Source organism: Winogradskyella sp. (assembly GCF_025210595.1).
Lineage (GTDB): Bacteria > Bacteroidota > Bacteroidia > Flavobacteriales > Flavobacteriaceae > Winogradskyella.
Genome location: NZ_JAOARH010000100.1, coordinates 21,662 through 44,583, shown reverse-complemented (window position 1 = coordinate 44,583; position 22,922 = coordinate 21,662). Strand labels below are relative to the sequence as shown.

General features: G+C 31.8%; 21 protein-coding genes and 1 tRNA gene. 10 read left to right on the top strand and 12 right to left on the bottom strand.

Annotation, left to right across the window (positions count from 1 at the left end):
* Window positions 1-12: 12 nt before the first annotated feature.
* From N4A42_RS11115 to N4A42_RS11105, 3 genes are all read right to left on the bottom strand, one after another.
* Window positions 13-681: an outer membrane beta-barrel protein gene (locus N4A42_RS11115; protein WP_294073946.1), complete on the bottom strand. Its 669-nt coding sequence runs from the start codon at window positions 679-681 to the stop codon at window positions 13-15.
* Between the two features lie 182 nt (window positions 682-863).
* A complete protein-coding gene (locus N4A42_RS11110) occupies window positions 864-989 on the bottom strand; it encodes a hypothetical protein (RefSeq protein WP_294073944.1) in 126 nt (41 codons plus the stop codon).
* A gap of 216 nt (window positions 990-1,205) precedes the next feature.
* Complete coding sequence (locus tag N4A42_RS11105; protein ID WP_294073942.1) at window positions 1,206-3,392, bottom strand: glutamine synthetase III; 2,187 nt, start codon at window positions 3,390-3,392, stop codon at window positions 1,206-1,208.
* Window positions 3,393-3,565: 173 nt separating this feature from the next.
* Here N4A42_RS11105 and N4A42_RS11100 point away from each other — a divergent pair, with 173 nt between their 5' ends.
* On the top strand, window positions 3,566-4,573 hold the full coding sequence (locus tag N4A42_RS11100) for a glutamine synthetase beta-grasp domain-containing protein (RefSeq protein WP_294073940.1): 1,008 nt from the start codon (window positions 3,566-3,568) through the stop codon (window positions 4,571-4,573).
* 59 nt (window positions 4,574-4,632) lie between these two features.
* Here N4A42_RS11100 and N4A42_RS11095 read toward each other — a convergent pair whose 3' ends face one another.
* Window positions 4,633-5,583: a calcium/sodium antiporter gene (locus N4A42_RS11095; RefSeq protein WP_294073938.1), complete on the bottom strand. Its 951-nt coding sequence runs from the start codon at window positions 5,581-5,583 to the stop codon at window positions 4,633-4,635.
* A gap of 165 nt (window positions 5,584-5,748) precedes the next feature.
* Here N4A42_RS11095 and N4A42_RS11090 point away from each other — a divergent pair, with 165 nt between their 5' ends.
* Window positions 5,749-6,108: a BlaI/MecI/CopY family transcriptional regulator gene (locus tag N4A42_RS11090; protein WP_294073936.1), complete on the top strand. Its 360-nt coding sequence runs from the start codon at window positions 5,749-5,751 to the stop codon at window positions 6,106-6,108.
* Window positions 6,109-6,110: 2 nt separating this feature from the next.
* On the top strand, window positions 6,111-8,360 hold the full coding sequence (locus N4A42_RS11085; protein ID WP_294073934.1) for a M56 family metallopeptidase: 2,250 nt from the start codon (window positions 6,111-6,113) through the stop codon (window positions 8,358-8,360).
* Window positions 8,361-8,468: 108 nt separating this feature from the next.
* On the opposite strand, the gene N4A42_RS11080 is transcribed toward N4A42_RS11085, so the two are convergent.
* Window positions 8,469-10,391 (bottom strand): endonuclease, encoded by a 1,923-nt coding sequence (locus N4A42_RS11080; RefSeq protein WP_367172507.1) that lies wholly within the window; start codon window positions 10,389-10,391, stop codon window positions 8,469-8,471.
* 608 nt (window positions 10,392-10,999) lie between these two features.
* On the opposite strand from N4A42_RS11080, the gene N4A42_RS11075 reads away from it, so the two are divergent.
* Complete coding sequence (locus N4A42_RS11075) at window positions 11,000-11,152, top strand: SsrA-binding protein (RefSeq protein WP_294073930.1); 153 nt, start codon at window positions 11,000-11,002, stop codon at window positions 11,150-11,152.
* Window positions 11,153-11,230: 78 nt separating this feature from the next.
* Here the strand turns inward: N4A42_RS11075 and N4A42_RS11070 are convergent, their stop codons facing one another.
* Window positions 11,231-12,133, bottom strand: coding sequence for an anti-sigma factor (locus N4A42_RS11070; protein WP_294073927.1), 903 nt, complete (start codon window positions 12,131-12,133; stop codon window positions 11,231-11,233).
* Window positions 12,134-12,294: 161 nt separating this feature from the next.
* Here N4A42_RS11070 and N4A42_RS11065 point away from each other — a divergent pair, with 161 nt between their 5' ends.
* Window positions 12,295-12,747 (top strand): pyridoxamine 5'-phosphate oxidase family protein, encoded by a 453-nt coding sequence (locus tag N4A42_RS11065; RefSeq protein ID WP_294073925.1) that lies wholly within the window; start codon window positions 12,295-12,297, stop codon window positions 12,745-12,747.
* A gap of 132 nt (window positions 12,748-12,879) precedes the next feature.
* Here N4A42_RS11065 and N4A42_RS11060 read toward each other — a convergent pair.
* Window positions 12,880-12,953, bottom strand: a tRNA-Arg gene (locus N4A42_RS11060).
* 86 nt (window positions 12,954-13,039) lie between these two features.
* Between N4A42_RS11060 and N4A42_RS11055 the strand changes: the two genes are divergently transcribed.
* The 5 genes from N4A42_RS11055 to N4A42_RS11035 all read left to right on the top strand — a co-directional run bounded on the left by N4A42_RS11055 (window position 13,040) and on the right by N4A42_RS11035 (window position 16,456).
* Complete coding sequence (locus N4A42_RS11055; RefSeq protein WP_294073923.1) at window positions 13,040-13,675, top strand: Crp/Fnr family transcriptional regulator; 636 nt, start codon at window positions 13,040-13,042, stop codon at window positions 13,673-13,675.
* 45 nt (window positions 13,676-13,720) lie between these two features.
* Window positions 13,721-14,278, top strand: coding sequence for a YeeE/YedE thiosulfate transporter family protein (locus N4A42_RS11050; RefSeq protein ID WP_294073921.1), 558 nt, complete (start codon window positions 13,721-13,723; stop codon window positions 14,276-14,278).
* A 1-nt stretch (window position 14,279) separates the two neighbouring features.
* Window positions 14,280-14,696 (top strand): DUF6691 family protein, encoded by a 417-nt coding sequence (locus tag N4A42_RS11045; protein WP_294073919.1) that lies wholly within the window; start codon window positions 14,280-14,282, stop codon window positions 14,694-14,696.
* A 72-nt stretch (window positions 14,697-14,768) separates the two neighbouring features.
* Window positions 14,769-16,175, top strand: a complete 1,407-nt coding sequence (locus N4A42_RS11040; RefSeq protein WP_294073917.1) for an MBL fold metallo-hydrolase — start codon at window positions 14,769-14,771, stop codon at window positions 16,173-16,175.
* 11 nt (window positions 16,176-16,186) lie between these two features.
* Complete coding sequence (locus N4A42_RS11035; RefSeq protein ID WP_294073915.1) at window positions 16,187-16,456, top strand: heavy metal-associated domain-containing protein; 270 nt, start codon at window positions 16,187-16,189, stop codon at window positions 16,454-16,456.
* 32 nt (window positions 16,457-16,488) lie between these two features.
* Here N4A42_RS11035 and N4A42_RS11030 read toward each other — a convergent pair whose 3' ends face one another.
* The 5 genes from N4A42_RS11030 to N4A42_RS11010 all read right to left on the bottom strand — a co-directional run bounded on the left by N4A42_RS11030 (window position 16,489) and on the right by N4A42_RS11010 (window position 22,898).
* Entirely contained in the window at window positions 16,489-16,764 is a 276-nt protein-coding gene (locus tag N4A42_RS11030) for an ATP-dependent Clp protease adaptor ClpS (RefSeq protein ID WP_294073966.1), read from the bottom strand.
* A gap of 56 nt (window positions 16,765-16,820) precedes the next feature.
* On the bottom strand, window positions 16,821-17,657 hold the full coding sequence (prmA, locus tag N4A42_RS11025; RefSeq protein WP_294073912.1) for a 50S ribosomal protein L11 methyltransferase: 837 nt from the start codon (window positions 17,655-17,657) through the stop codon (window positions 16,821-16,823).
* A 118-nt stretch (window positions 17,658-17,775) separates the two neighbouring features.
* Window positions 17,776-18,411, bottom strand: a complete 636-nt coding sequence (locus N4A42_RS11020; RefSeq protein WP_294073910.1) for a response regulator transcription factor — start codon at window positions 18,409-18,411, stop codon at window positions 17,776-17,778.
* Complete coding sequence (locus N4A42_RS11015; RefSeq protein WP_294073908.1) at window positions 18,401-20,341, bottom strand: tetratricopeptide repeat protein; 1,941 nt, start codon at window positions 20,339-20,341, stop codon at window positions 18,401-18,403. The genes N4A42_RS11020 and N4A42_RS11015 overlap by 11 nt, the downstream gene beginning before the upstream one ends.
* A 31-nt stretch (window positions 20,342-20,372) precedes the next feature.
* Window positions 20,373-22,898: a tail fiber domain-containing protein gene (locus N4A42_RS11010; RefSeq protein ID WP_294073906.1), complete on the bottom strand. Its 2,526-nt coding sequence runs from the start codon at window positions 22,896-22,898 to the stop codon at window positions 20,373-20,375.
* Between the last annotated feature and the right edge of the window lie 24 nt (window positions 22,899-22,922).

Here is a 22,922-nt window from a genome sequence, read left to right as displayed (position 1 = left end):
AATAGAATTTGATTATTCGATTAAATTAGAATTTATTACAGTATCAATAGAATTTAAAATACTTTCTTTTCTTTTTTCACCACCAAAATAAATATTAACACCTAAGCCAACTCTTAATATTGATTCATCTTCTCCTGGAACAACAAGTCCTTCTAATTCATCCGAAAACACTTGATTGTACTCTCCATAAAGTTTCACTCCTAAACCATCAAAAACAATATATTCTACTCCTAAACCTGCTTGAACTTTTGTTTGTGAGTTTTCAAAATCATTAGAAGTATTATAACCAAAACCCCCGTATACAAAAGGCGAAAAATTATGATAAGGAATTACTAAATACTCTAGATTAAAATCAAACGACATATAACCCTCATTAAATGTTTCGCTAAGATTTAAATTATACTTATTATAAGACAAATTAACACCTATATTACTTGTTATATGATGTTTAAAACCTATTCTTAGTAAAAAATCATTTTTTGAATCTGGATAATCACCAAAAACAAAAGAAGTCCCTACTGCTAGATCAATTGCATTACTACCTCGTAAATCATAAAAATCTAATTGACGATATAAATCTTTATTATTCTTTTGGTTGTTTTTTTCTTGAGAATTTATAAAACTTAGATTAAAAATAATTAATGTAACTGTTAAGAACGGATATTTGGCAATGGCAATCATATAACTCTAATTAGGAAGTAAGTTTCTAACATTTAAGATTTTGGCGCATCACAATTATGAAAAATATTCTTCAAAGAATTATAAAAATCAGGACTAAATGCAATAAAAAAGGATAAAACCAACTCAATGGTATTATCCTTAATTTTTTAACGGCTTAAAGCCTTGTTTTTAATGTCTTGGTTTTAAGATTCTGCTTGTAGCTCTGTCTGAATATTTACAACTTCATCCTTAATGTTATCAGAATTGTCTTGAGAAAGAATTAAAGTCGCTCCCACTAGAATAGCTACACTTAATAGTAACTTCTTCATTTTACAAATTATTGATTAATAGCACTTCAAAAATACTAAATAAACCAATTGTAAAAACCGCTATTACTAGTTTTTTTACAACAAACAACAGGGTTTTCGACAATTCGACAATAGTCATCGACAAACGGCACAAAAAACAATTAAATAATTAATGCTTCTTGTATAATTACGCACACATATTTATTGAAATAACAATGTTTTCAGCATATACAACAGCTATTTTGTAAACAAAAGCTCTCTATATTTAGTAAGTGGCCAAAGCTCATCATCTATCATTAACTCCAACTTATCGCAATGATATCTTATATCTTCAAAAAATGGCTTCACTTTTTTACAGTAACCTTTTGCTTTCTTTTCTAAATCTATTTGTTTGTTTAATTTTTTACGCTCTTCAATCATTTTTGTAACTAAAGAATTAATGGCTTCAATATGCTGAGAAATCTGCTCAATCAATGTTAACTGCTCCTTAGCAAAGCCTTTAAAGTTATCTCCATATATAGTTTTTAAACCCGTTACATTATCTATAAGCATATTTTGATATCTTACAGCAGTTGGCACTACATGATTACGTGCAATATCACCCAAAACTCTACTCTCTATCTGTATATAAAGAATATACTCCTCCATTTCAATCTCATAACGTGCCTGGCACTCAATCTTGTTCATAACACCCATACTTTCAAAAAGCTCTATAGACGACTTGTCTACTTTTATTTTTAAAGCTTCTGGTGTTGTTTTGTTGTTACTAAGCCCTCGTTTTTTAGCTTCTTTTTCCCATTCTTCACTATAACCATTACCTTCAAAAAGAATGGTTTTTGAAGTTTTAATGTACTCTCGTAATACATTAAAAATAGCATCATCTTTTTTCATTGATTTTTCATCAATAAAAATATCAACTTCAGCTTTAAAGTCGATAAGCTGTTTAGCAACAATAGTATTTAAAACTGTCATAGGATTTGCACAATTTGCTTTAGAACCAACAGCTCTAAATTCAAATTTATTTCCTGTAAAAGCGAAAGGAGATGTTCTGTTTCTATCTGTATTGTCTAAAAGTATTTCTGGAATTTTACCAACCACATTTAGTTTAAGGTCTGTTTTTTCTTGTGGTGACAACTTTCCTTTTGTTACCGACTCTAACTCCTCTAATACTTTTGTTAACTGCGCGCCAATAAAAACAGAAATAATTGCTGGTGGCGCTTCATTAGCTCCTAAACGATGGTCGTTACTTGCTGAGGCTATTGCTGCTCTAAGCAATTCTTCATAAGTCTGCACAGCTTTTATAGTATTAATAAAAAAGGTAAGAAATTGCAGATTACTCATTGGTGTTTTACCTGGAGACAGCAAATTAATACCAGTATCTGTACTTAAACTCCAGTTATTATGCTTACCAGAACCATTAACACCTGTAAAAGGTTTTTCGTGCATTAACACTTTAAAATCGTGACGTGTAGCAACTTTTTGCATAACATCCATTAAGAGAGCGTTATGATCTACAGCTAAATTTGCTTCTTCATATATAGGAGCTAACTCAAACTGATTAGGTGCCACTTCATTATGCCTTGTCTTAACAGGAATACCCAACAACATGCATTCGTTCTCTAAATCTCTCATGTAAGACATGGCTCTAGATGGAATTGTACCAAAATAATGGTCGTCTAATTGCTGTCCTTTAGCTGGCGAATGACCAAGAAGCGTTCTTCCTGTAAGTACAATATCTGGCCTAGAAGTAGCCAACGCATTATCTATTAAGAAATACTCTTGCTCCCAACCCAAGGAGGCACTTACCTTCTTAACATTTTTATCAAAATATTTACAAACTGCCACAGCCGCTTTATCAACCGAATGCAATGCTCTTAGTAATGGTGTTTTATAATCTAAAGCCTCACCTGTATAAGATACAAATACAGTAGGTATACACAGTGTAGTACCATATATAAATGCTGGAGAAGTAGGATCCCAAGCTGTGTAACCTCTGGCTTCAAATGTATTTCTAATACCACCATGCGGAAAACTAGAAGCGTCTGGCTCTTGTTGAACAAGCTGACTTCCTTCAAATTTTTCAATGGCCATACCATCTCCAATAGTTTCAAAAAAAGCATCATGTTTTTCTGCTGTAGCACCAGTTAAAGGTTGAAACCAATGTGTATAATGTGTTGCTCCTTTAGATATTGCCCATTCTTTCATTGCAGTAGAAATATGATCTGCTAAGATTCTATCAATTTTTGAACCTTTATCAACAGCTTCCATAATACTTGCTAAAGCATCTTTAGTTAAGTATTGTCGCATTGCTGTCTCATTAAAGACATTTAAGCCAAAAACTTCAGAGCGCCTTTTAACCTCTTCAATTTTTATCGGTTTTCTTTTTAACGATTCTTTTACGGCATGGAATCTTAATGTTGACATACTATCCTTTTTTAGGTTACAAAACACAAATTTATTAAAATATTAATTTTCACCCCTAAAAAATTAGGGTTATCAACATATATTAACAACATTTCACCTAAAATACCCCATATTTTTTGACTAATTAAAAAAAATAACAATCTTTGCATGGTCGAATTGTAAATAATATAACGATGAGTAAATCTAAATTAGAGTACATATGGTTAGATGGACATCAACCAACTCAAAACATGAGAAGTAAGACAAAAGTTGAAGAAAATTTCAGCGGAAAACTTGAAGACTGTCCTATTTGGTCTTTTGATGGTAGCTCTACTGAGCAAGCCGAAGGAGGTGCTTCAGATTGTTTATTAAAACCAGTTGCTATCTACCCAGACCCAACAAGAAAGAATGGATTTTTGGTGATGAACGAAGTTTTAAATGCAGATGGCACACCTCATGAGTCTAACGCAAGAGCCACTATTGATGATAATGACAATGATTTTTGGTTTGGCTTTGAGCAAGAATACTTTTTAATGGATACAAAAACAGATTTACCACTTGGATTTCCTAGAGGAGGATTCCCTGGACCGCAAGGTAAATATTATTGTTCTGTAGGCGGACGCTACACTTGGGGAAGAGATTTTGTTGAAGAACATGCAGACTTATGTATTGATGCAGGCTTAAATTTTGAAGGCATTAACCAAGAAGTAGCACCTGGACAATGGGAATTTCAATTATTTGCAAAAGGCGCTAAAAAAGCTGGAGATGAAATTTGGGTTGCACGTTATTTATTAGACCGTTTAACAGAAAAATATGGCTACTATATTGAGTATCATCCAAAACCAGTAAAAGGGGATTGGAATGGCTCTGGTATGCACGCCAATTTCTCTAACACCACATTAAGAACTTGCGGAAGCAAAGAAACTTACGAGAAAATCTGTGAAGCATTTAGACCTGTAACCGAAGAACATATAGATGTTTATGGTGAATTTAATGACGAACGTTTAACTGGACTACACGAAACAGCTCACGTTTCTGATTTTTCATACGGTGTTTCAGATAGAGGAGCTTCAATTCGTATTCCAATTATTACTGTTGAAAAAGGTTGGAAAGGATGGTTAGAAGATCGTCGTCCGGCTTCTAATGCTGATCCTTATAAAGTTGCTGGTAGAATTATTAAAACCGTAAAAGGTGCTGAATAACAACACCAAAGCTTAAATTTTTAAAATACACTAAAGCTCTGATTATTTCAGAGCTTTTTTTATTTAAGTGCTAAAAATATAAATACAATATATGCACCAAATAGCAACATACCTTTAAGTCTTCCTATTTGAAATCTCTTTGGCAAAAGCATTAAAGGCACCAATACAGCAGCAAAAGCAATCATCCAAAAGATATTAGTAGATAAAATCTCTGGAGTTTCTGGATTAACACTTATTGGTTTTACAATTGCCGTTAATCCTAAAACCGATGAGATATTAAATATATTTGAACCTATAAGGTTACCCAACGAAATTGCCTTTTCTCGCTTTAAAGCCGCAATAACAGAAGCCGCTAATTCTGGCACACTAGTACCTATTGCAATAACTGTAACCGAAATTGCATAATCACTTACACCAACAGCTTTGGCCAATTGCTTTGCTCCATTCACTAACCATTCAGAACCAAAATACAAACCTGCAGCACCAATTAAAAGCCATGCAACTATTTTAAAATTAGAAACTTCGGCCAAAGCATCATCTACTTCCTCTAAATTTGCTTTTATAGATTTTCTAGAACTTCTTATTAAGATAAATAAAAACAAGAGCAAAGCAGCAAAAAGAATTAAACCTTCTAAAGCCGAAAGCACCTCATCATTCTTTAAAAAATAAAATAACGCAAAAGAAGCCAGCATCATCATTGGCCAATTAAGTCGGTAAAAATCTCTATCAACAGCTAGTGGAGAAATGAATGCCGTAATTCCTAAAACCAGACCAATATTTGCAATATTAGAACCTATAACATTACCAAGTGCTATATCTGTTATGCCATCAAAAGCAGCTTGCAAACTAACCAAAAGCTCTGGTGCAGAAGTTGCAAATGACACTACCGTCATACCAATAACCAGCTTAGATATTTTAAGTTTAAAAGACAATCCTACAGATGCTCTTACTAAAAAATCACCACCTACAACCAACAATGCTAAACCAGCAATAACAAGAAATACACTCATCTAAGATTCAAATATTTAATCTCTTTTTTGAATAAAGCGCGAAGATAACATTTCATTTTCAAAGCAACTAAAAACTAAAATTTTCGTTAAATAACTATTTTTACAGTTATATAACTATAAAAATAGTTATATTTGAGTTCAAAAAATAAATCTTAGTATATATCAATGCAAAAACTCACTAATAAAGAAGAAGAAATAATGCATATTTTATGGAAGTTAGAAAAGGCTTTTGTAAAAGATGTATTAGCTGAAATAAAAACAGACAAACCACATTATAATACTTTATCTACTATAATTAGAAATCTCGAAGAGAAAGGCTACGTAAGTTATAATGCGTATGGCAAAACACATCAGTACTTCCCTATTGTTTCTAAAGAAGATTACAAAAAACGTTTTATGACCACTGCTATAGAAAACTACTTTAACAGCTCGTATAAAAATGTAGTCTCCTTTTTTGCGAAAGAAGAAAAGATAAGTGTTGATGAACTAAAGGAAATTATTGAATTAATTGAAAACAAAAAGTAATCATGGAATATCTTTTAAAAGCATCAGCAGTAATTTGCATATTCTATTTATGTTTTCTTCTGCTATTAAAACGCGAAACCTTTTTTAATCACAATCGTTGGTTTTTAATTACAGGATTAGTTATTGCTTTGGTGTTTCCATTTATTGTTATACCAATATACGTACCTATAGAACCAATTAGCACATCTCAACTTGCCTTTACTGTAAATGAAGGTTCTATAAATAACATGACTACTGTCCAAACCCAACAAAATTTTGAATGGATATCCCTTTTACCAATTATATATGGCATAGGCTTTAGTTTGTTATTTATTCAATTTCTTTTTCAGTTTGGATCATTGATTTGGTTGTTACTGAAGAACCCTAAAAACAAACATGGTATTTACACTTATGTTATTGTTAAGAATAAAATTTCGCCATTTTCATTTTTTAAGTGGATTGTTTTTAACCCAGAGGAATACAACAATGATGAATTACAACTGATTTTAATGCACGAGAAAGTACATGTTAATCAATTACATTCTTTAGATATTTTATTCACACAATTGTCTTGTGTTATTTTTTGGTTTAATCCTTTAATGTGGCTTTACAAAAAGGAAGTGAGTCAAAATTTAGAATACATAGCAGATAGCAAAACACAATCTATTTCTAAAAATGAAAAGACATACCAACGCTTATTATTAAAAACTAGCGCAGCCAATCACAATATGGCTTTATCAAACAATTTATATAATTCACAAATCAAAAAACGAATAATTATGTTACACAAATCGAGATCTAACTCTAAAAAACAATGGAGATACTTATTAATACTACCACTTTTAGCAGGATTATTAATGAGCATGAATACTGAAACAATTTATGTAGATAACAGCACAAAAAACTTGTCATCTAAAGAAACCATTGAATTTATAGTGACTAAAAACACCACAGATATTGAGTTAAAAGAAATGTCCGAAGCTTTAAAAAATAAAGGCGGAGCATTAGTTTTTAAAGATATAAAGAGAAATAGTGCTGATGAAATCACAAACATATTCGTAAAACTCAATAATCATAGTTACGGAGGAGGTGATTCTAAATCTGGTATAGAAGAATTTATTATTTATAAAGAATTCTTTGGGGATAAAGGTGGTTACGTTGGCAGACCTCAAGCAGCAACTATGCATTTTGATAATAATAAAAAGCATGAAGAAAAGCTTTATAAAGAATTAGAAAAAAGAGCCACAGTAAAAATGCAACAGCTAGGACTAAAAAACATGAATAATGTTTATATTGTAGAGAAACCTAACAAAGAACATGTTAAAGTAAAACACACATCTACAAACAACCCTAACAAACCTAAAATCATTGGAGATATTTCAATGACAATTATTAATAAAAACACCTCTGACGCTGAATTAGATAAAATAAAAGAAACTTTAAAAAAAGAAGGTGTTACAGTGAAATTCAAAGGCATAAAGCGCAATAAAAAAGGTGAAATTAGAGCTATAAAAATCGAAGCAAAATCAAAAAAATCTAGCACTAGCTATCAAGTTAATTCAGATGACGAAACCATAGATCCCATTAAGATAGTATTTGATAAAGAAAATAATACTATTCTTATTAGAAACAGCCACACCACAAATGACAATAACGCTTACATTTTTGAAACTCATAACGGAGGAAAACACAAAATACACAAATCTGGAAAAGGCAATAATGTATTTGTAATATCAGAAGAGCATGAATATGATGAAGAACACGAGCATGATGGTGAACATGAGCACGAATCCCATATAATCATCAAAGAAAAAGGAGCTAAAGGCAAATTAAAAACTATTAAAAAAACTAAGAATATTGAAGTAATCTCTGAAGGAGATGAAGTTATAGAAGTTATTGTTGAAAGTGATGGCAACAATGAAGACGAAGTGATTATTGTTAATGGTAAAAATCTAAAAACCATAGACAAAGATGTAGAGGTTATTATTGAAGAAAAAAACAATAAAAAAGTTTGGGTTAACAAAGAAGGTAACAATGAGGATATAATTGCCATACAAAACGACAATAACAATAATAACATCTATATCTCAACTGATAGCGAAAAAGATCCTTTATTTATAGTAGACGGCAAAGAAATTTCAAAAGAAAAATTTAAAGATCTAAACGTAAAAAATATTGAATCTGTAAATGTACTTAAAGACAAAAGTGCTATTGAAAAATATGGTGATAAAGGAAAAAACGGAGTTATTATAATAACAACAAAAAAGAACTAAACAAAAAATTTCATCAATCAATTAAAACAAAAAAGCCAAACTCAACTAAGGAGTTTGGCTTTTTTATTAGAGATGTAACGCTATTTTAGGACGTCACAAGATTATCTTTTATTCTATAATTATTTTTCTAACAACAGCACCATTACTGTTTTTCAATCTTACTAAATAAAGCCCAGAGACTAAATCAATATCAATATAACGCTCAACATTTTTATATTGTCTAAGCAACTTACCTTCTATGGAATAAATTTCAACATCATTGATTTCACTTCCAGTTATATTTAATCTTCCGTTGGTAGGATTAGGATATACAGAAATCTTATCTAAGTCTAAATGCTCTATACCTAAGGTTTCATCCCAAACATCACCTACATTATTTCCCCAAATATATTCTACCAAATCTGGCTGATCTATAAATGGATTTCTATTAAACTGCCAGTTATAAACCACGTTATTTCTATTCATTTCAAAGTCATCTGGCGGATCATTTCTATGCCAATCTAATAATGTAGCCAAATCCCCTAATTGACCTGTAGTACTTGGAAAGCCATTTACTACTTCAAGTCCATTATATCTTATCTCCATATAAAGCACACTTCTTGCCACATCACCTCTAAAACTTCCTAAGGTGCCACTTGGACCAACATATTGACCGTAATGTTGATTTCCTCTCGAGCTATTTTCTGAAGCATCAGCAGCTCGTAAAGCATGTGCATCTGAATTTCCATGACGTAAAGAATCTGCTTTAGTAGTCCAGAATACATCAATACCATCAGCAATTTCATCTTCTTCAATATCATTAAATCCACCTCTAGATCTAGGATATGTATGCTCTCTATTCCATTTACCTGCATTACTACTACCAGATTGCAAATCGAGCTTTGAACGTCCTTGTTCGGTATACACCAACCATACTTGATTACTGTTTTCAGGATTTTGATCTGCTTCTTTTAAAATATCTATAACATCTGCATAAGTTTGTGCTCTTACTACATTTGGATCTGCAATAATATCTTGCAACGCTTGCCTTAATGCAGTATCTGCCAAACCATTTAAACTATCGTAATATCCATCGGGTTGTGTACTCTGCACAACTCCTGTAGTAGGATTTATTGGTGTTCCCCAAGCTGCTACTGTAAAATCATTATCCACTACTCTAACTTGCACATAATTATTAGCCGCTACAATAGGCTCAACCAAATCTAAAAACTTAATTTCTATTACTTCATCACCTTCATCAGCTGTATCATCTACTAAACTAATAGTCGTTGTTGCTGAATTAGTTCCACTTAAAATAGTTAGGTTAGTATTTCCAGAATAGTCAGAAGTATTAAACCCATAATTGTTTAAACCTATTGTGAAATTTAAATCTGAAGTTACGTTAGTTTCTGTAGTAAATGTAATATCAAATGTAGATCCTTCATCATATTGACTTTGCGTAACAGAAATTGAAATAGGATTTATAGCATTACCAGAACCATCATTCTCGCTTCTTGGTGTTGGTGTAGCTGTACTGTAAGATTCATTATCCATGGCATCAACAAAACGTTGAATTGACCTAGGATTTGCATTAGTACCATTATCATTATATTGAATTGTTTCACCAAGCAATCCTAACAGTGCCGTATCATCTGTATCGTTTGTTCCATAAACCATAGCATCGATAAGATTAATTTGTGTAGCTAAAGTACCTTCAGGAAAATCATTTACAGATGTTTGATAAATTCCAACAGCATCTGCTCCATTTTGTATTACATTTTGAGATATTAGAAATTGAGGAAATGGTGACACTCCCTCACTACCAATCACTAATAATCCGTTATTGTCTGTTTGGCGGCCATTTAAATCTATAACCATATAACTAGAATCCGCTCCATTTGTTGAGCCATTAAAAAACACTAGTATATACCCATTTGTAGAAAAATTTGGAGTCTGAGATTTTAATTCAATAAACTCTGCTGTATCTGTACTTGGTGAATCTGGATCAAATTCATTAATCACTAAAACTTGAGACCATGAAAAACTTGACACTAGAAATAATAGGCCGAACAACAATTTATTCATCTTTTATTTTTTCATCAAAGATAATAGTAAAAATGACTATTAATGTTAACTAAAAATTATATACTAAAAGTATCTAAAACAAACAATGATATTTATCAGTAAAATAAAAAACTAAAAGATGAAAAGGGCAAAAATTGATCTTTTAAAGACAAAACACCTCTACGTTTTAAAAAAAATCTCAAAAAAACCCCTAGAAACATATCAAATTAAAACTATATAACATATTTAACACTTCATTTTAAAACTAATTTCAAGGAAAGTCACAAATTATAGTAATTATTATTGCTTTTTTACTTATAAATATAAATGCAAATTTGTCGATTTTTACAAAAACGTTTGGAAGAATATTTGTTGTCGATATATATTGAAAACTCAATCAAGAAAAAACAAATTATTAACCTCTAAACCAAAAAAAATTATGATGACATTAGCAAAACTGATTATCGACATCGTGTTTTCGATATTCTAAACCAATCAATCAAAAAAAGTAAAACTTAGTCTAGAATAAGTTTTACTATTTTTGTTACCAATTAATAACCACCAAAAGACATTACCCTCTTTTGCTACCTCAAAAAATGAAGAAAACCATCTTTAAGATTATTGCAAAAATCAATAAAGTAATTCTTCCTAGTTATTCTAAAAGGCAATTAGATTTAAGCAAAGCTAGCAAGTTACAACTTGCTATTATTGGCTGGCGTGCCTATGTTACTAAAAATGCCCTTAATTAAAAAAAAGACTGCCAAAAGGCAGCCTTTAAAAAACTCAATTTAATCTATCGCTAGAAGCGGCAAATTCTCTTTTTCAATTTAGTTTCTCGTTACAGATCCCATTATGGTTTCTACTGGACCATCTCCCATGTCTATTACTGTATGATCCATAGCATTTGTTGGCACCATATGTGCTAATGGTTTTAATGTAAATGGCGCAGAGCTATTATCTGGAAATGGTTCTACAGAAATCACCACTGTTCTTCCTTTTAAATCTGTAGGAAACGTTAAACCAGTAGGTGCATTCTGTAAGTAATCCTCACCTGGATAACCTGGTCCATTACCTGCATCTCCCTTAAATATTGATGTTGCTGCATTATCATCTGCGCCAGCTGCACTTGTAAAAGTACCTGTACTAATAGGTGTGCCATCAAACACCACCCAACCTTCATACTTCCATCCTTCAGATAAAGTAGGCAAACTTAATCCAGCCACTAAATTTGGTGCATTTGTATTATCTAAAAACCAAACACCACTAGATTCGTTGGTATTATCCATATCTGTTGGTGTTGCTAAAATATATTTCCCTGTTGCATCAGCTAAAGAACTTACAGAACTACCAGAGGCTACAACAATATTGTTAGAATTTACATTAGCCATACTACCTGTAAAATCTCCAGCCAAAATTTTTGTAGCTGCTGGAGCAGGATCTGGATCTACAGCTGGCTCTATTGACAACACAAATGTGGTTGCATTGGCTAGTTGAGTAGCATCTACAGAAAAGGTCTGTGGAAAAGTTACACTACTAAATGCACCTGTACTAACTGGTTGTCCATTTACAATAATCCAACCTTCGTAAACGTAATCATTTCCTAAAGCCTCTAGGCCTTGAAGATTTAAAGTTAAATCTGATGTCGTTGACGTATTATTATCGTCATCACTACTACAGGATACAGCAAAAAAACTTAATGCCAGTAATCCTAAAAATGTTTTTTTAATCATCGCTCGTTATTTAATTAATTATTATGTGGTAAAATTAAACTGAGACCATGAGTTAAAATGTTAGGTAACTAACAAATAGGCAATTTTCTCAATTAAGCTGATTTATATCATTAAAAAATAACACTTGAGTTAGTATTTTAACGCAATAAAATATTTTATTTATGATTAAAAGTATAGATTACAAAACATGCTCTGAGATATTTAACAATAATTATGTAGGCTACCTATCCTACATAAGCAACAATAAACCTTACGTTATTCCTATTACTTATTTCTATAACGAAAAGGATAAATATATAGTCTGTTATTCTGGTAATGGTCATAAAATTAATGCTATGCGCAAACACAATTCTGTTTCACTTAACGTTTCAGACATTTACAACAACAATAAATGGCAATCTGCGTCAGCTCATGGGCAATACAAAGAGATAGACAAAAGTAACGCTAAACTTTATCTGCATGAATTCTCGCTTGGTATTAAAAACATAGTTCTTAGAAAAGAACGTAAGGATTTAGACTTTATAAGTGAGTTTTCTAGTAAGATTTTCGATATGGAAATTCCTGTAGTCTTTCTCATTAAAATCGATAACATGACCGGAAAAATGAAGTCTTAAATAAAATATGTTTAAAACGAGATATCTCTAACAGAATTTCAAAAGCAAATTTTGCTCTCTTTTTTTAAAATATTTTAAACAAAAAAACGCTCAAATTACTTGAGCGTTTTTCTTTTCTAAACATTTATTTTGTGACCACGGCAGGATTCAAACCTGCAACCTCTTGAGCCGTAATCAAGTGCGCTATTCAGTTGCGCCACGTGGCCGTTTTTAAGTGGGTGCAAATATATAACATTTATTAAAAAACAACCAAACTATTTAATTCAAAATTCTAATTGATTATTTTTGAATCATGATTTCAAAAGAGATATTAGAACCATTTTCATATTTATTTGACGAAATAGTACTCAACAACATATCTAAAGTTGCTGATATTAAATCGTTTAAAAAAAATGATATCATTATTGATATTGGTCAAGAGCTTAAATATGTACCTTTATTAATACAAGGCAACATAAAAGTATTAAGAGAAGATAACGAAGGTAGCGAGCTATTACTTTATGTTTTAGAGTCTGGCGATACCTGCGCAATGTCATTAACATGCTGTATGGCAAAATCTGTAAGCAAAATTAGAGCTATAGCAGATGAAAACACTACCGTTGTTATGATACCAATTGACCATATGAGAAATTGGTTTGACACCAATGACAGCTGGAGAAACTTTATTCTTCAGAGCTATCAAGTAAGATTTGACGAAATGCTAGAAACTATAGATACATTGGCATTTATGAAAATGGACGAACGCTTATTTAAATATTTAACAGACAAAGTAAAACTCTCAGCATCTACTAACTTAGAAATAACCCATCAAGAAATAGCAGAAGATTTACACACCTCTAGAGTAGTCGTTTCAAGATTATTAAAACAGCTCGAAAAAGAAGGACGAATTACCTTAGGAAGAAATAAAATTCATGTTATAGACTTTTAATTAAGTTTTACACTAATCTAACTTAGACTCAATTTTTAAAATTAAATGGAATTTATTAAAGAACCTTGGCCTTGGTATGTATCTGGCCCTTGCATTGCAATAGTTATGTTTCTACTACTGTACTTTGGTAGAACTTTTGGCATGTCCTCTAACCTTAGAACATTATGCGCCATAGGTGGAGCTGGCAAACATACTGAGTTCTTTAAATTTGACTGGAAAAGTCAACGTTGGAATTTAGTTGTAGTACTCGGCGCATTTATTGGAGGATTTATTGCTCACCATTTCCTTTCTAATCCTGTAGATATTAATTTAAGTGAAAGTACCATTAAAGATTTAAACGAACTAGGATTTAAAAATGCAGGACAAAGCCTTTTACCGCCAGAATTATTTGATTGGAACAATATACTTAGCCTTAAAGGTTTATCTATACTTATAGTCGGTGGTTTTTTTGTAGGATTCGGAACGCGTTATGCAGGTGGTTGCACTTCTGGCCACGCTATTACCGGACTTAGCAGTTTACAATTACCATCATTAATTGCTGTAATTGGCTTTTTTATGGGAGGACTATTAATGATTCATTTAATTTATCCAATTATTTTTTAAAATGGGAAAATATATAAAATTCTTACTGGTTGGAATGTTCTTTGGAATTGTGTTGGTTAAGTCTGAAGCCGTCTCTTGGTATCGCATTTTTGAAATGTTTAAGTTTCAATCCTTTCATATGTATGGTATTATTGGTACAGCTATAACTACTGGAGTTATCCTTTTATTCATCTCAAAAAAAATGCATTTAAAAAACACACAAGGCTCATATTTAAGAGTACCTTTAAAAGAAAAAGGTCTTGTAAGGTATCTTGTTGGAGGAAGTATTTTTGGTTTAGGATGGGCACTTTGTGGTGCTTGTCCAGGACCTATGTATATATTAGTAGGTACAGGAGTACTTTCAATGCTTATTGTCATAATCGCAGCCATTGCTGGCACATATTTTTATGGCATCATTAAAAGTAAGCTACCACACTAATTTTACGACCAATGTAACAAATAATACATTGATGTTTTTTTTGCTTTTATAATTTAGCTTAAATTTAAAATTATGATCATAGAACAATTATATACAGGATGTTTAGCTCAAGGCGCTTATTATATAGAATCTAATGGCGAAGTAGCAATTATTGATCCTTTACGCGAAACACAGCAGTATGTAAATAAAGCCAATAAGAGTAATGCTAAAATAAAATACATTTTAGAAACTCATTTTCATGCAGATTTTGTGTCTGGTCATGTTGACTTAGCTGAGAAAACAGGTGCCAAAATTGTATACGGACCTGGTGCTAATACTAATTATGATATACATTGTGCAACAGATGGAGAAGAACTAAAACTTGGAGAAATAACTATTAAGGTTTTGCATACACCTGGACACACTTTAGAATCTGTCACATACTTATTGAAAGATGAAAACGGAAAAGATCATGCAATTTTTTCGGGAGATACACTATTCCTCGGAGATGTAGGGCGTCCAGATCTTGCCATAAAATCTGATCTTACTAAAGAAGATTTAGCAGAAATGCTTTACGATTCTTTACGAGAAAAAATAATGCCATTATCAGATGATGTTATTGTTTATCCCGCACACGGAGCTGGTTCTGCTTGTGGCAAAAATCTAAGCAAAGAAACTGTAGGTGTTTTAGGCGAACAAAAACAAACTAATTATGCGCTACGTGCAGATATGACTAAAGAAGAATTTGTAAAAGAAGTTCTTGATGGTATAGCACCTCCTCCACAATATTTTGCCAAAAATGCAATCATGAATAAAATGGGCTATAATGCTTTTGATGAAATACTCAAAACCGGAAACACCTCTTTAAGTCCTGAAGAATTTGAAGCTATAGCAAATAGTGAATCTGCATTAGTTTTAGATGTAAGACCTCAAGCTGAATTTATTAAAGGTCATATCCCTAATTCTATTTTTATTGGATTAAATGGACAGTTTGCACCTTGGGTTGGTGCTTTAATTACAGATATTAAACAACCTATTTTGCTGGTTGTTCCTGAAGGGAAATCTGAAGAAGCCGTAACAAGATTATCGCGTGTTGGATACGATAACACACTAGGATACCTTAAAGGAGGAATTGATGCTTGGGTAGCTTCCAAAAAAGACATTGACACTTTAGAATCTATATCTGCTGAAGAATTTTCCGATATAGCTAAGAAAGCTAACATTAACATTCTAGATGTACGTAAAGACGGTGAATACAAAAGTATGCATATAGAAAACGCTCAGCACTTTGCTTTAGATTATATTAACGAGCAAATAAACGAAGTAGATAGTAAGAGAACTTATTATGTTCATTGTGCTGGTGGTTACCGTTCTGTTATAGCTATATCTATACTAAAATCTAGAGGATTTCATAACCTTGTTGATATTGCTGGAGGCTTTGGTGCAATTAAGAAAACAGATTTAAAAACTACGGACTATGTTTGTCCGTCAACTTTATAAAAAGACCTATTATGAAAGCAACAATACAAATACAAAACCTAAAGTGTGGTGGTTGCGCTAATACTATTGTTACACAATTATCAAAATTAGACGGAATTACAACTGTTACAGTAAATAACAACACTGATGAAGTAAGCTTTAATTACAATACTGAAACGGAATTAGAGGCAGCACAAACAAAACTTTCAGATTTAGGATACCCAATGGTTGGAGAAAACAACTCTTTACCCAAAAAAGCAAAATCTTTTGTCAGTTGTGCTGTTGGCCGAATGACGAAATAAAAAAATCCCTCAAAGTTGAGGGATTTTTATTTTTATACTATTTCTGCACTAAGACCAGCTTCTAGTAATTTAGAACATCTAGGTTTTAAGTCGTCGTACGAGCCAGTTTTTACTGTGCACTTACCTTTATAATGTACAATTATTGAACACTGTTCAGCCTGTTCTGGTGTATGATCACAAGCATAAATAAGTGTATCTATAACATGGTCAAAGGTATTAACATCATCATTAAACAAAACTATTTCATTCTGCTTTAAAACTTCTTCTTCAAGAAGTAATTCTTCTAATAATTTTTCTTTAGTCATAATTTAATTCTATCGAATTTGAGGAATTATCACTGTTTTAACACATCGTTTCCCTAATACTAATTTAGGAATTTTAACGACACCCACTTACCTCTTTGTATAATTTCATCTAATTTTAACATGTATTTGTTACATTCTGCTTCAATTAAAGGAATGTCTTCTTCATAAAAACCACTTAAAAACAAAGATCCACCTTCATTTAAGCATTCGGTATATTTTGAAATATCTGCTAATAGTATGTTTCTGTTAATGTTAGCTATAATTGTATCATAATGTTTTCCTTCTAAAAGCTTTACATCTCCTTCATACACTGAAATGTGCTTACAATTATTACGCTCAACATTTTCTAAGCTATTTAAATAGCACCAGTTATCTATATCTATAGCTTCGAGTTGCGTTGCCCCTACTTTTTCTGCAAGAATAGCTAAAACGCCAGTTCCGCAACCCATATCTAAAACCGATTTACTCTTGAAATCATTTTTTAAAATATGCTGAATCATCATGTGGGTAGTTTCATGATGTCCTGTACCAAAACTCATTTTTGGTTCTATAATTAAATCGTATTTCGTATCTGGTTCATCATGAAATGGCGCACGAACCGTTACCAAACCATCAACTACAATAGGCTTAAAGTTCTTTTCCCATTCCGCATTCCAATTGGTTTGTTCAATTTCATTAAAATCGTAAGTGATTTTAAATTCATCTGAATTAAGAATATGAATATCTTCTAAAATAAAAGCATTCCAATCCTCCTTTTGAATGTAAGCGGTTACTCCTTCAGCACTTTCTACAAAACTTTCAAAGCCAGCATAACCTAACTCTGCAATTAATATTTCTGTTGCTGGTTGCAAAGGTTCAACCTTAAAATCGTAACCTATATAAACTGTATTAGACATAATCTTAATTTAAAATGCAAAGTTACATCAATAATACTTGGATAATAAAAAAAGCATTCATCAATTATAACTGACAAATGCTCTACTCTAGATCCCTACATCTAAAGATTTAATATTTTTAAAGCAACTGTTTTTCTAGGGCTATTTTAATAATGCCAACACTATTTTTTGCACCTAGTTTGCTCATTATATTCATGCGATGTGTTTCAACTGTTTTTGGGCTAATAAATAATTTCTCTGATATTTCTTGTGTTGTTAATTCTTCAGAAATACCAACTAACACATCATGTTCTCTTCTTGTCAACTTTATATTTAAACCATTATTTATTGGCTTAGAAGACATTTGATTTAGCAGTTTATCATTAATGCTTTTTTGAACATATAAATTACCTGACAATACTGTTTTTAAAGCTTCAATCAATTCAATTTTGTCCGTATTCTTCAACAAGTAACCATGTACTCCATTTTTAAGCATACGTTTTACAAAAGAGATGTCTTCAAAATTAGTAAGCGCAATTATCTTTAAATCTGGATGCTGTTTAAGCAATTGTTTGCTTAAATCAATTCCGTTAAGATCTGGCAAATTGATATCTAACAAAAGAACATCTGAATTAACTTTTTTTAGTCCATCAAGAGTTTCTTGAGCATTACAATAGGTTGCAACAACATCTATCTCTTTAGTGTTTGCTAGTAAAGATTCTATGCCTTTAAGCACCATAACATGGTCATCTGTTATCGCTATTTTAGTTATCATTTAATGTATTTAAATCTATATCAATTGCACAAGATGTGCCTTTATCATTAGACAACATATCTATTTCTGCGTTTAAATATTCTACTCTAGACTGTATATTGCTTAAACCTATACCTTTACTTTCTATGGTATTTTTATCAAACCCTTTCCCATTGTCTTCTACAGTAATTTGAAGTAGTTGATCTCTATTACTTATCTGCACATTAATTTCGTTAGCTTCAGCATGCTTTAATGCATTAGTCACTAATTCTTGAATAATTCTAAAAACATTCACCTCAGCTTTTTTAGACATTTGCACTGCTTCTCCTATATATTGAAAAGTAATAGACTCCTTATTTACAGCATTTAAATTATCACAATAATTTTCAGTGGCTTCAACTAAGTTAAAATTTTCTAATGAAGGTGGTACTAAATTGTGCGAAATAGCTCTTACTTGCTCACAAGAATCATCTATCATGGTTATTGCTTCATTAATGACTTTGTTATTCATCTCTAATAAAGACGACAACTTATGCTTTATGGCAGACAAATCACCATTAACACCATCGTGCAATTCTTTTGCTATTCTAAAGCGTTCTTTTTCTTCGCCTTCAATTAAAGATTCTAAGGCCTTTATTTGATATTCACGCTTTAGCGTTAATATTTCTTGGTTTTTGCGTTTTTGTTTTTGCTGAAACACCAAATACACTAAAATTGTTGCTACAAGAAGAAAAATTGCAATTCCTGTCATGTAAATTATTTGAGAGCTTTTCTTTAGAATTTCACCTTCTTTTTTGTTTAATTCTAATTGTTGCTCTGCAATTTCTTTGTTTTTCTTTGTGGTTTCGTACTTTAATTGAAGGTCATTTATATTTTTAATACGATCTTCTTCAAATACACTATCCTTATAAATCGTATAATCTTCGTAATGATTTAATGCCAATCCATATCTCCCCATCTTCTTATATAGTTTAGATAAGTTAGAATGGATCTCCATGGTAACTTTTTTAGAATCTGTTTTATTTTCTAATGCCGATTGTAAATACGATTTACTTTTATTTAAATCACCTAATAAAAAATATGCGTTTCCTAAATTGGCATATACTCTTGAAAGGTCTGCTGTTAGTTTATTCTTTTCAAAAATGCTTCGTGCTTGCTCAAAAAAACTAATTGCTTCGCCATACTTGCCTTGCTCTTGCAGTACCAAACCTATATTTTCACTATTTATGGCTAGTCCCCAATTATTGTTTGTAGCTATATCTATATCGCGCGCTTTACTATAATACTCTAATGCTAAATCGTGTTTTTTTTGATTAGAGTATGTAAGCGCTAAATTGCCATAAACATTAGGTAGATTAACAGAGTCATTACTTGCTTCATGAATTTCTATAGCTTTCTTATAATTGCGTATCGCATCCTCATGCTTACCCAAATCACCATAAGTTATACCAATACTATTTAAGGTTAAGCCAATACCCTTCTTAAAGTCCATTGCTTCATAAACCGACAATATCTTCATATACACTTCTAGCCCCTTATCGTAATCACCTTTAAGAGAATATATAACTGCTTTTTGAAAAAGATTATTAGCTATACTTAGCGAGTCATTAGAGTGTTGTGCAAATTTTAAAGATTCTTCAATATGCGTAAGTCCTTTATCATATGCTCCTTGAAGTCTATATAAAACCGCAAAACGATAATTAGACCTGGCAATTCCTTTTTCATTTTGAATCTGAGAGTATAAGGCTAATGAAGTATCTAGATGTTTTTCAGCTAACTGTAAATCACTCATTAAGTTTAACCATGCATATTTTCCATGAGCGCTAGCTTTGTCTTCTACATTCGTTGTTGTTTTAATGACATTCAACAAACTATCTTGTTGTACAGTATTCTGCGAAAAAGAAATAAGTACACATAGAAAACTGAGATATAAAATAAATTGCTTTTTCAAAATAAAATGATTTGCCTCTAAGTTAATAATCTTATTGTTTCTTTAAAAGTGCTTTGATGTCTTCTATTTCTTTTCTCAAAGCAATAAGTTCTTCTTGTTGTGCTTCAATAATAGTTTGTTGCTCTTGCATTGCTTTTACTATAGGCACTACAAACTCTGCATATCTTAAGGCATACGTTCCATTAGCATCATAAGGTTTTACAATACCGTGAAAATCAAAACCAACTTCTATAGCAGCAGCTTCTACTTCTTGTGCTATGAATCCTGTTTGTATTTCTTGTGCTTTTAAACGTTCTGCATCTCTAAGTCGTAAACTATCTGGTGTTTTTTCAAAACGTGCAATAGCATCCATATCGTAATTATAACTTACAGGTCGTAACTTTTTGATAAACTCTAAACCAACAACATTTTCTTGGATATTTGTTTTTAATCGTCTATCTGAAAAATTTGACCAATTAGAATAACCTCCAATAACCGAAACACTTGCATTTCCTAAGCGCACTTGATTAGGTGAATTTGGTGCTGCTCCATTTCCTAAGGCAGTAGTATTATAAAAAGTTGCTCCTGCAGCACCAGCTCCTGAACCTATAGCTGTATTAGAATAACCTGTTGTTATACTGCTTAATGTATTATATCCAATAGCAACATTATTATTTGCTGTAGTGTTGTTCTGTAAAGCATGATATCCTACAGCAACATTATGGTCTCCAGACGTATTATCTAACATTGAACGATATCCTATTGAGGTATTTGAATCTCCTGTATTAGTAGTAGACATGGCCTGATTTCCAATAGCTGTATTACCATACCCAGAAGTATTACTATCTAATGCTATATAACCAACAGCAGTGTTATAATTTCCTGTATTAATTTCTAATGCCTCAAACCCTACAGCAGTATTTTGATTACCAACAGTTGAAACACGTAAACTTCTATTACCAATGGCTACATTATAATCTCCAGAGGTATTACTTGACAAACTTAAATGACCTAAAGCCGAATTATTATCTCCAGTAGTATTATCGTTCATTGCATAATACCCTATTGCCACATTTCTATTATCTGTGCTATTATCATTTGCACCTGCGTTAACTCCTAAAAAAATAGAGGACCCATTATTACTTCCGTCGTTATCCGATTTACCATCAATCAAATCATCTATACGCTCAACACCACTTATTTTCTGCCATAAAGTTGCTGAATTATTCCAATAATAGAATGAATTATCTAAGGTTAAAAAGACCAACATTCCATTTTGGTTAACTCCAGGATTTGTAGTTGGAAATGTATCTATTCGTGGAATTAAAATACCATCTGTATTATTTGGTGTGGCTTGGTTTATAGCTTCAATATCTAATCTTGCATCTGGTGAGGTATCATTCATACCAACTTTACCGTCTTTAAGCCATGTCATTCTTTGTCCTTCATTGCCAGCAAAGGTTCTAGACCATAAATTCAACCTATCATCAAAACCTGTATATAGAAATTCAAATCCATAATCTGCACCTTCAAGTAATGATAAAGAAGACGAATTACCATCATTAGTTTTTACTTTTAATGTTGAATTTGTAGTTTTTACTACCTCTAAATCTCCATTAGTTCTTACTAAATCATTATCAAATTCTCCATAAATTAATGGACTAGAACTAGAAGAATTTTCAATATACAATCGGTTACTATTGCTTTCGACATATCCAGCAGCATTACCAATAAACACACTTCCACTTTTAGTATCACTACCACTTGCTCCTGTATTATTACCTATAAATACATTACTATTTCCATTTGTATTTCTTCCTGCATAGTAACCTATAGCTACATTATTATTACCAGTAACATTATTCATTAAAGCATTATTACCTAGTACAGAATTTTGAGCTCCAGTTTCATTAAAATACAAACCATATAAACCAAAAGCACTGTTAAAATTTCCCGTAGTATTTTGTCTTAACGCCTGAAGACCAAAAGCTGAATTGTAGGATCCTGAACTATTTAAATGCAATGCACTAGAACCAAAAGCACTATTTGAAACACCTGTAGTATTAAGAGCTAAAGAAAAGTGTCCAACTGCTGAATTGCCAGATCCGGTGGAATTATGATACATTGATTGATAGCCAATTGAAGTATTTCTAAAGCCAGTTGTAGTTGATATTAAAGTTTCAAAGCCAATGCCTATGCTTTGGTTATCTGTACCATCATCATTAGCACCAGCATTAATTCCTAAAAAAATAGAAGACCCATCATTTGTACCATCGTTATCAGATTTACCGTCTACTAAGTCATCAATTCTTTCAATTGATGCACCTGTAAAAGGCACCCATGAGGTTGTGGTATTATTCCAATAATAAAACCCTTTTGTAACGCTTCCATTTCCTGTGGCATAAACTAGCATTCCATCTTGTGCTGCTGTTGGATTGGTTGCTGGATATTCGTCAATTTTTGGAATTAATATTCCATCGATATTGGAAGGTGTTGCTTGATTGGAAGAACGAATATCTAATGACGCTTCAGGATCAGTAGTATTAATCCCAACTTGAGAAAAACAAAATAGAGGCAAACAAAAAACTATTAGAAAAACTCG

Coding starts and splice junctions, on each gene's coding strand:
- N4A42_RS11115 (WP_294073946.1), bottom strand. CDS start 681: ATGATTGCCATTGCCAAATATCCGTTCTTAACAGTTACATTAATTATT.
- N4A42_RS11110 (WP_294073944.1), bottom strand. CDS start 989: ATGAAGAAGTTACTATTAAGTGTAGCTATTCTAGTGGGAGCGACTTTA.
- N4A42_RS11105 (WP_294073942.1), bottom strand. CDS start 3,392: ATGTCAACATTAAGATTCCATGCCGTAAAAGAATCGTTAAAAAGAAAA.
- N4A42_RS11100 (WP_294073940.1), top strand. CDS start 3,566: ATGAGTAAATCTAAATTAGAGTACATATGGTTAGATGGACATCAACCA.
- N4A42_RS11095 (WP_294073938.1), bottom strand. CDS start 5,583: ATGAGTGTATTTCTTGTTATTGCTGGTTTAGCATTGTTGGTTGTAGGT.
- N4A42_RS11090 (WP_294073936.1), top strand. CDS start 5,749: ATGCAAAAACTCACTAATAAAGAAGAAGAAATAATGCATATTTTATGG.
- N4A42_RS11085 (WP_294073934.1), top strand. CDS start 6,111: ATGGAATATCTTTTAAAAGCATCAGCAGTAATTTGCATATTCTATTTA.
- N4A42_RS11075 (WP_294073930.1), top strand. CDS start 11,000: ATGAAGAAAACCATCTTTAAGATTATTGCAAAAATCAATAAAGTAATT.
- N4A42_RS11070 (WP_294073927.1), bottom strand. CDS start 12,133: ATGATTAAAAAAACATTTTTAGGATTACTGGCATTAAGTTTTTTTGCT.
- N4A42_RS11065 (WP_294073925.1), top strand. CDS start 12,295: ATGATTAAAAGTATAGATTACAAAACATGCTCTGAGATATTTAACAAT.
- N4A42_RS11055 (WP_294073923.1), top strand. CDS start 13,040: ATGATTTCAAAAGAGATATTAGAACCATTTTCATATTTATTTGACGAA.
- N4A42_RS11050 (WP_294073921.1), top strand. CDS start 13,721: ATGGAATTTATTAAAGAACCTTGGCCTTGGTATGTATCTGGCCCTTGC.
- N4A42_RS11045 (WP_294073919.1), top strand. CDS start 14,280: ATGGGAAAATATATAAAATTCTTACTGGTTGGAATGTTCTTTGGAATT.
- N4A42_RS11040 (WP_294073917.1), top strand. CDS start 14,769: ATGATCATAGAACAATTATATACAGGATGTTTAGCTCAAGGCGCTTAT.
- N4A42_RS11035 (WP_294073915.1), top strand. CDS start 16,187: ATGAAAGCAACAATACAAATACAAAACCTAAAGTGTGGTGGTTGCGCT.
- prmA (WP_294073912.1), bottom strand. CDS start 17,657: ATGTCTAATACAGTTTATATAGGTTACGATTTTAAGGTTGAACCTTTG.
- N4A42_RS11020 (WP_294073910.1), bottom strand. CDS start 18,411: ATGATAACTAAAATAGCGATAACAGATGACCATGTTATGGTGCTTAAA.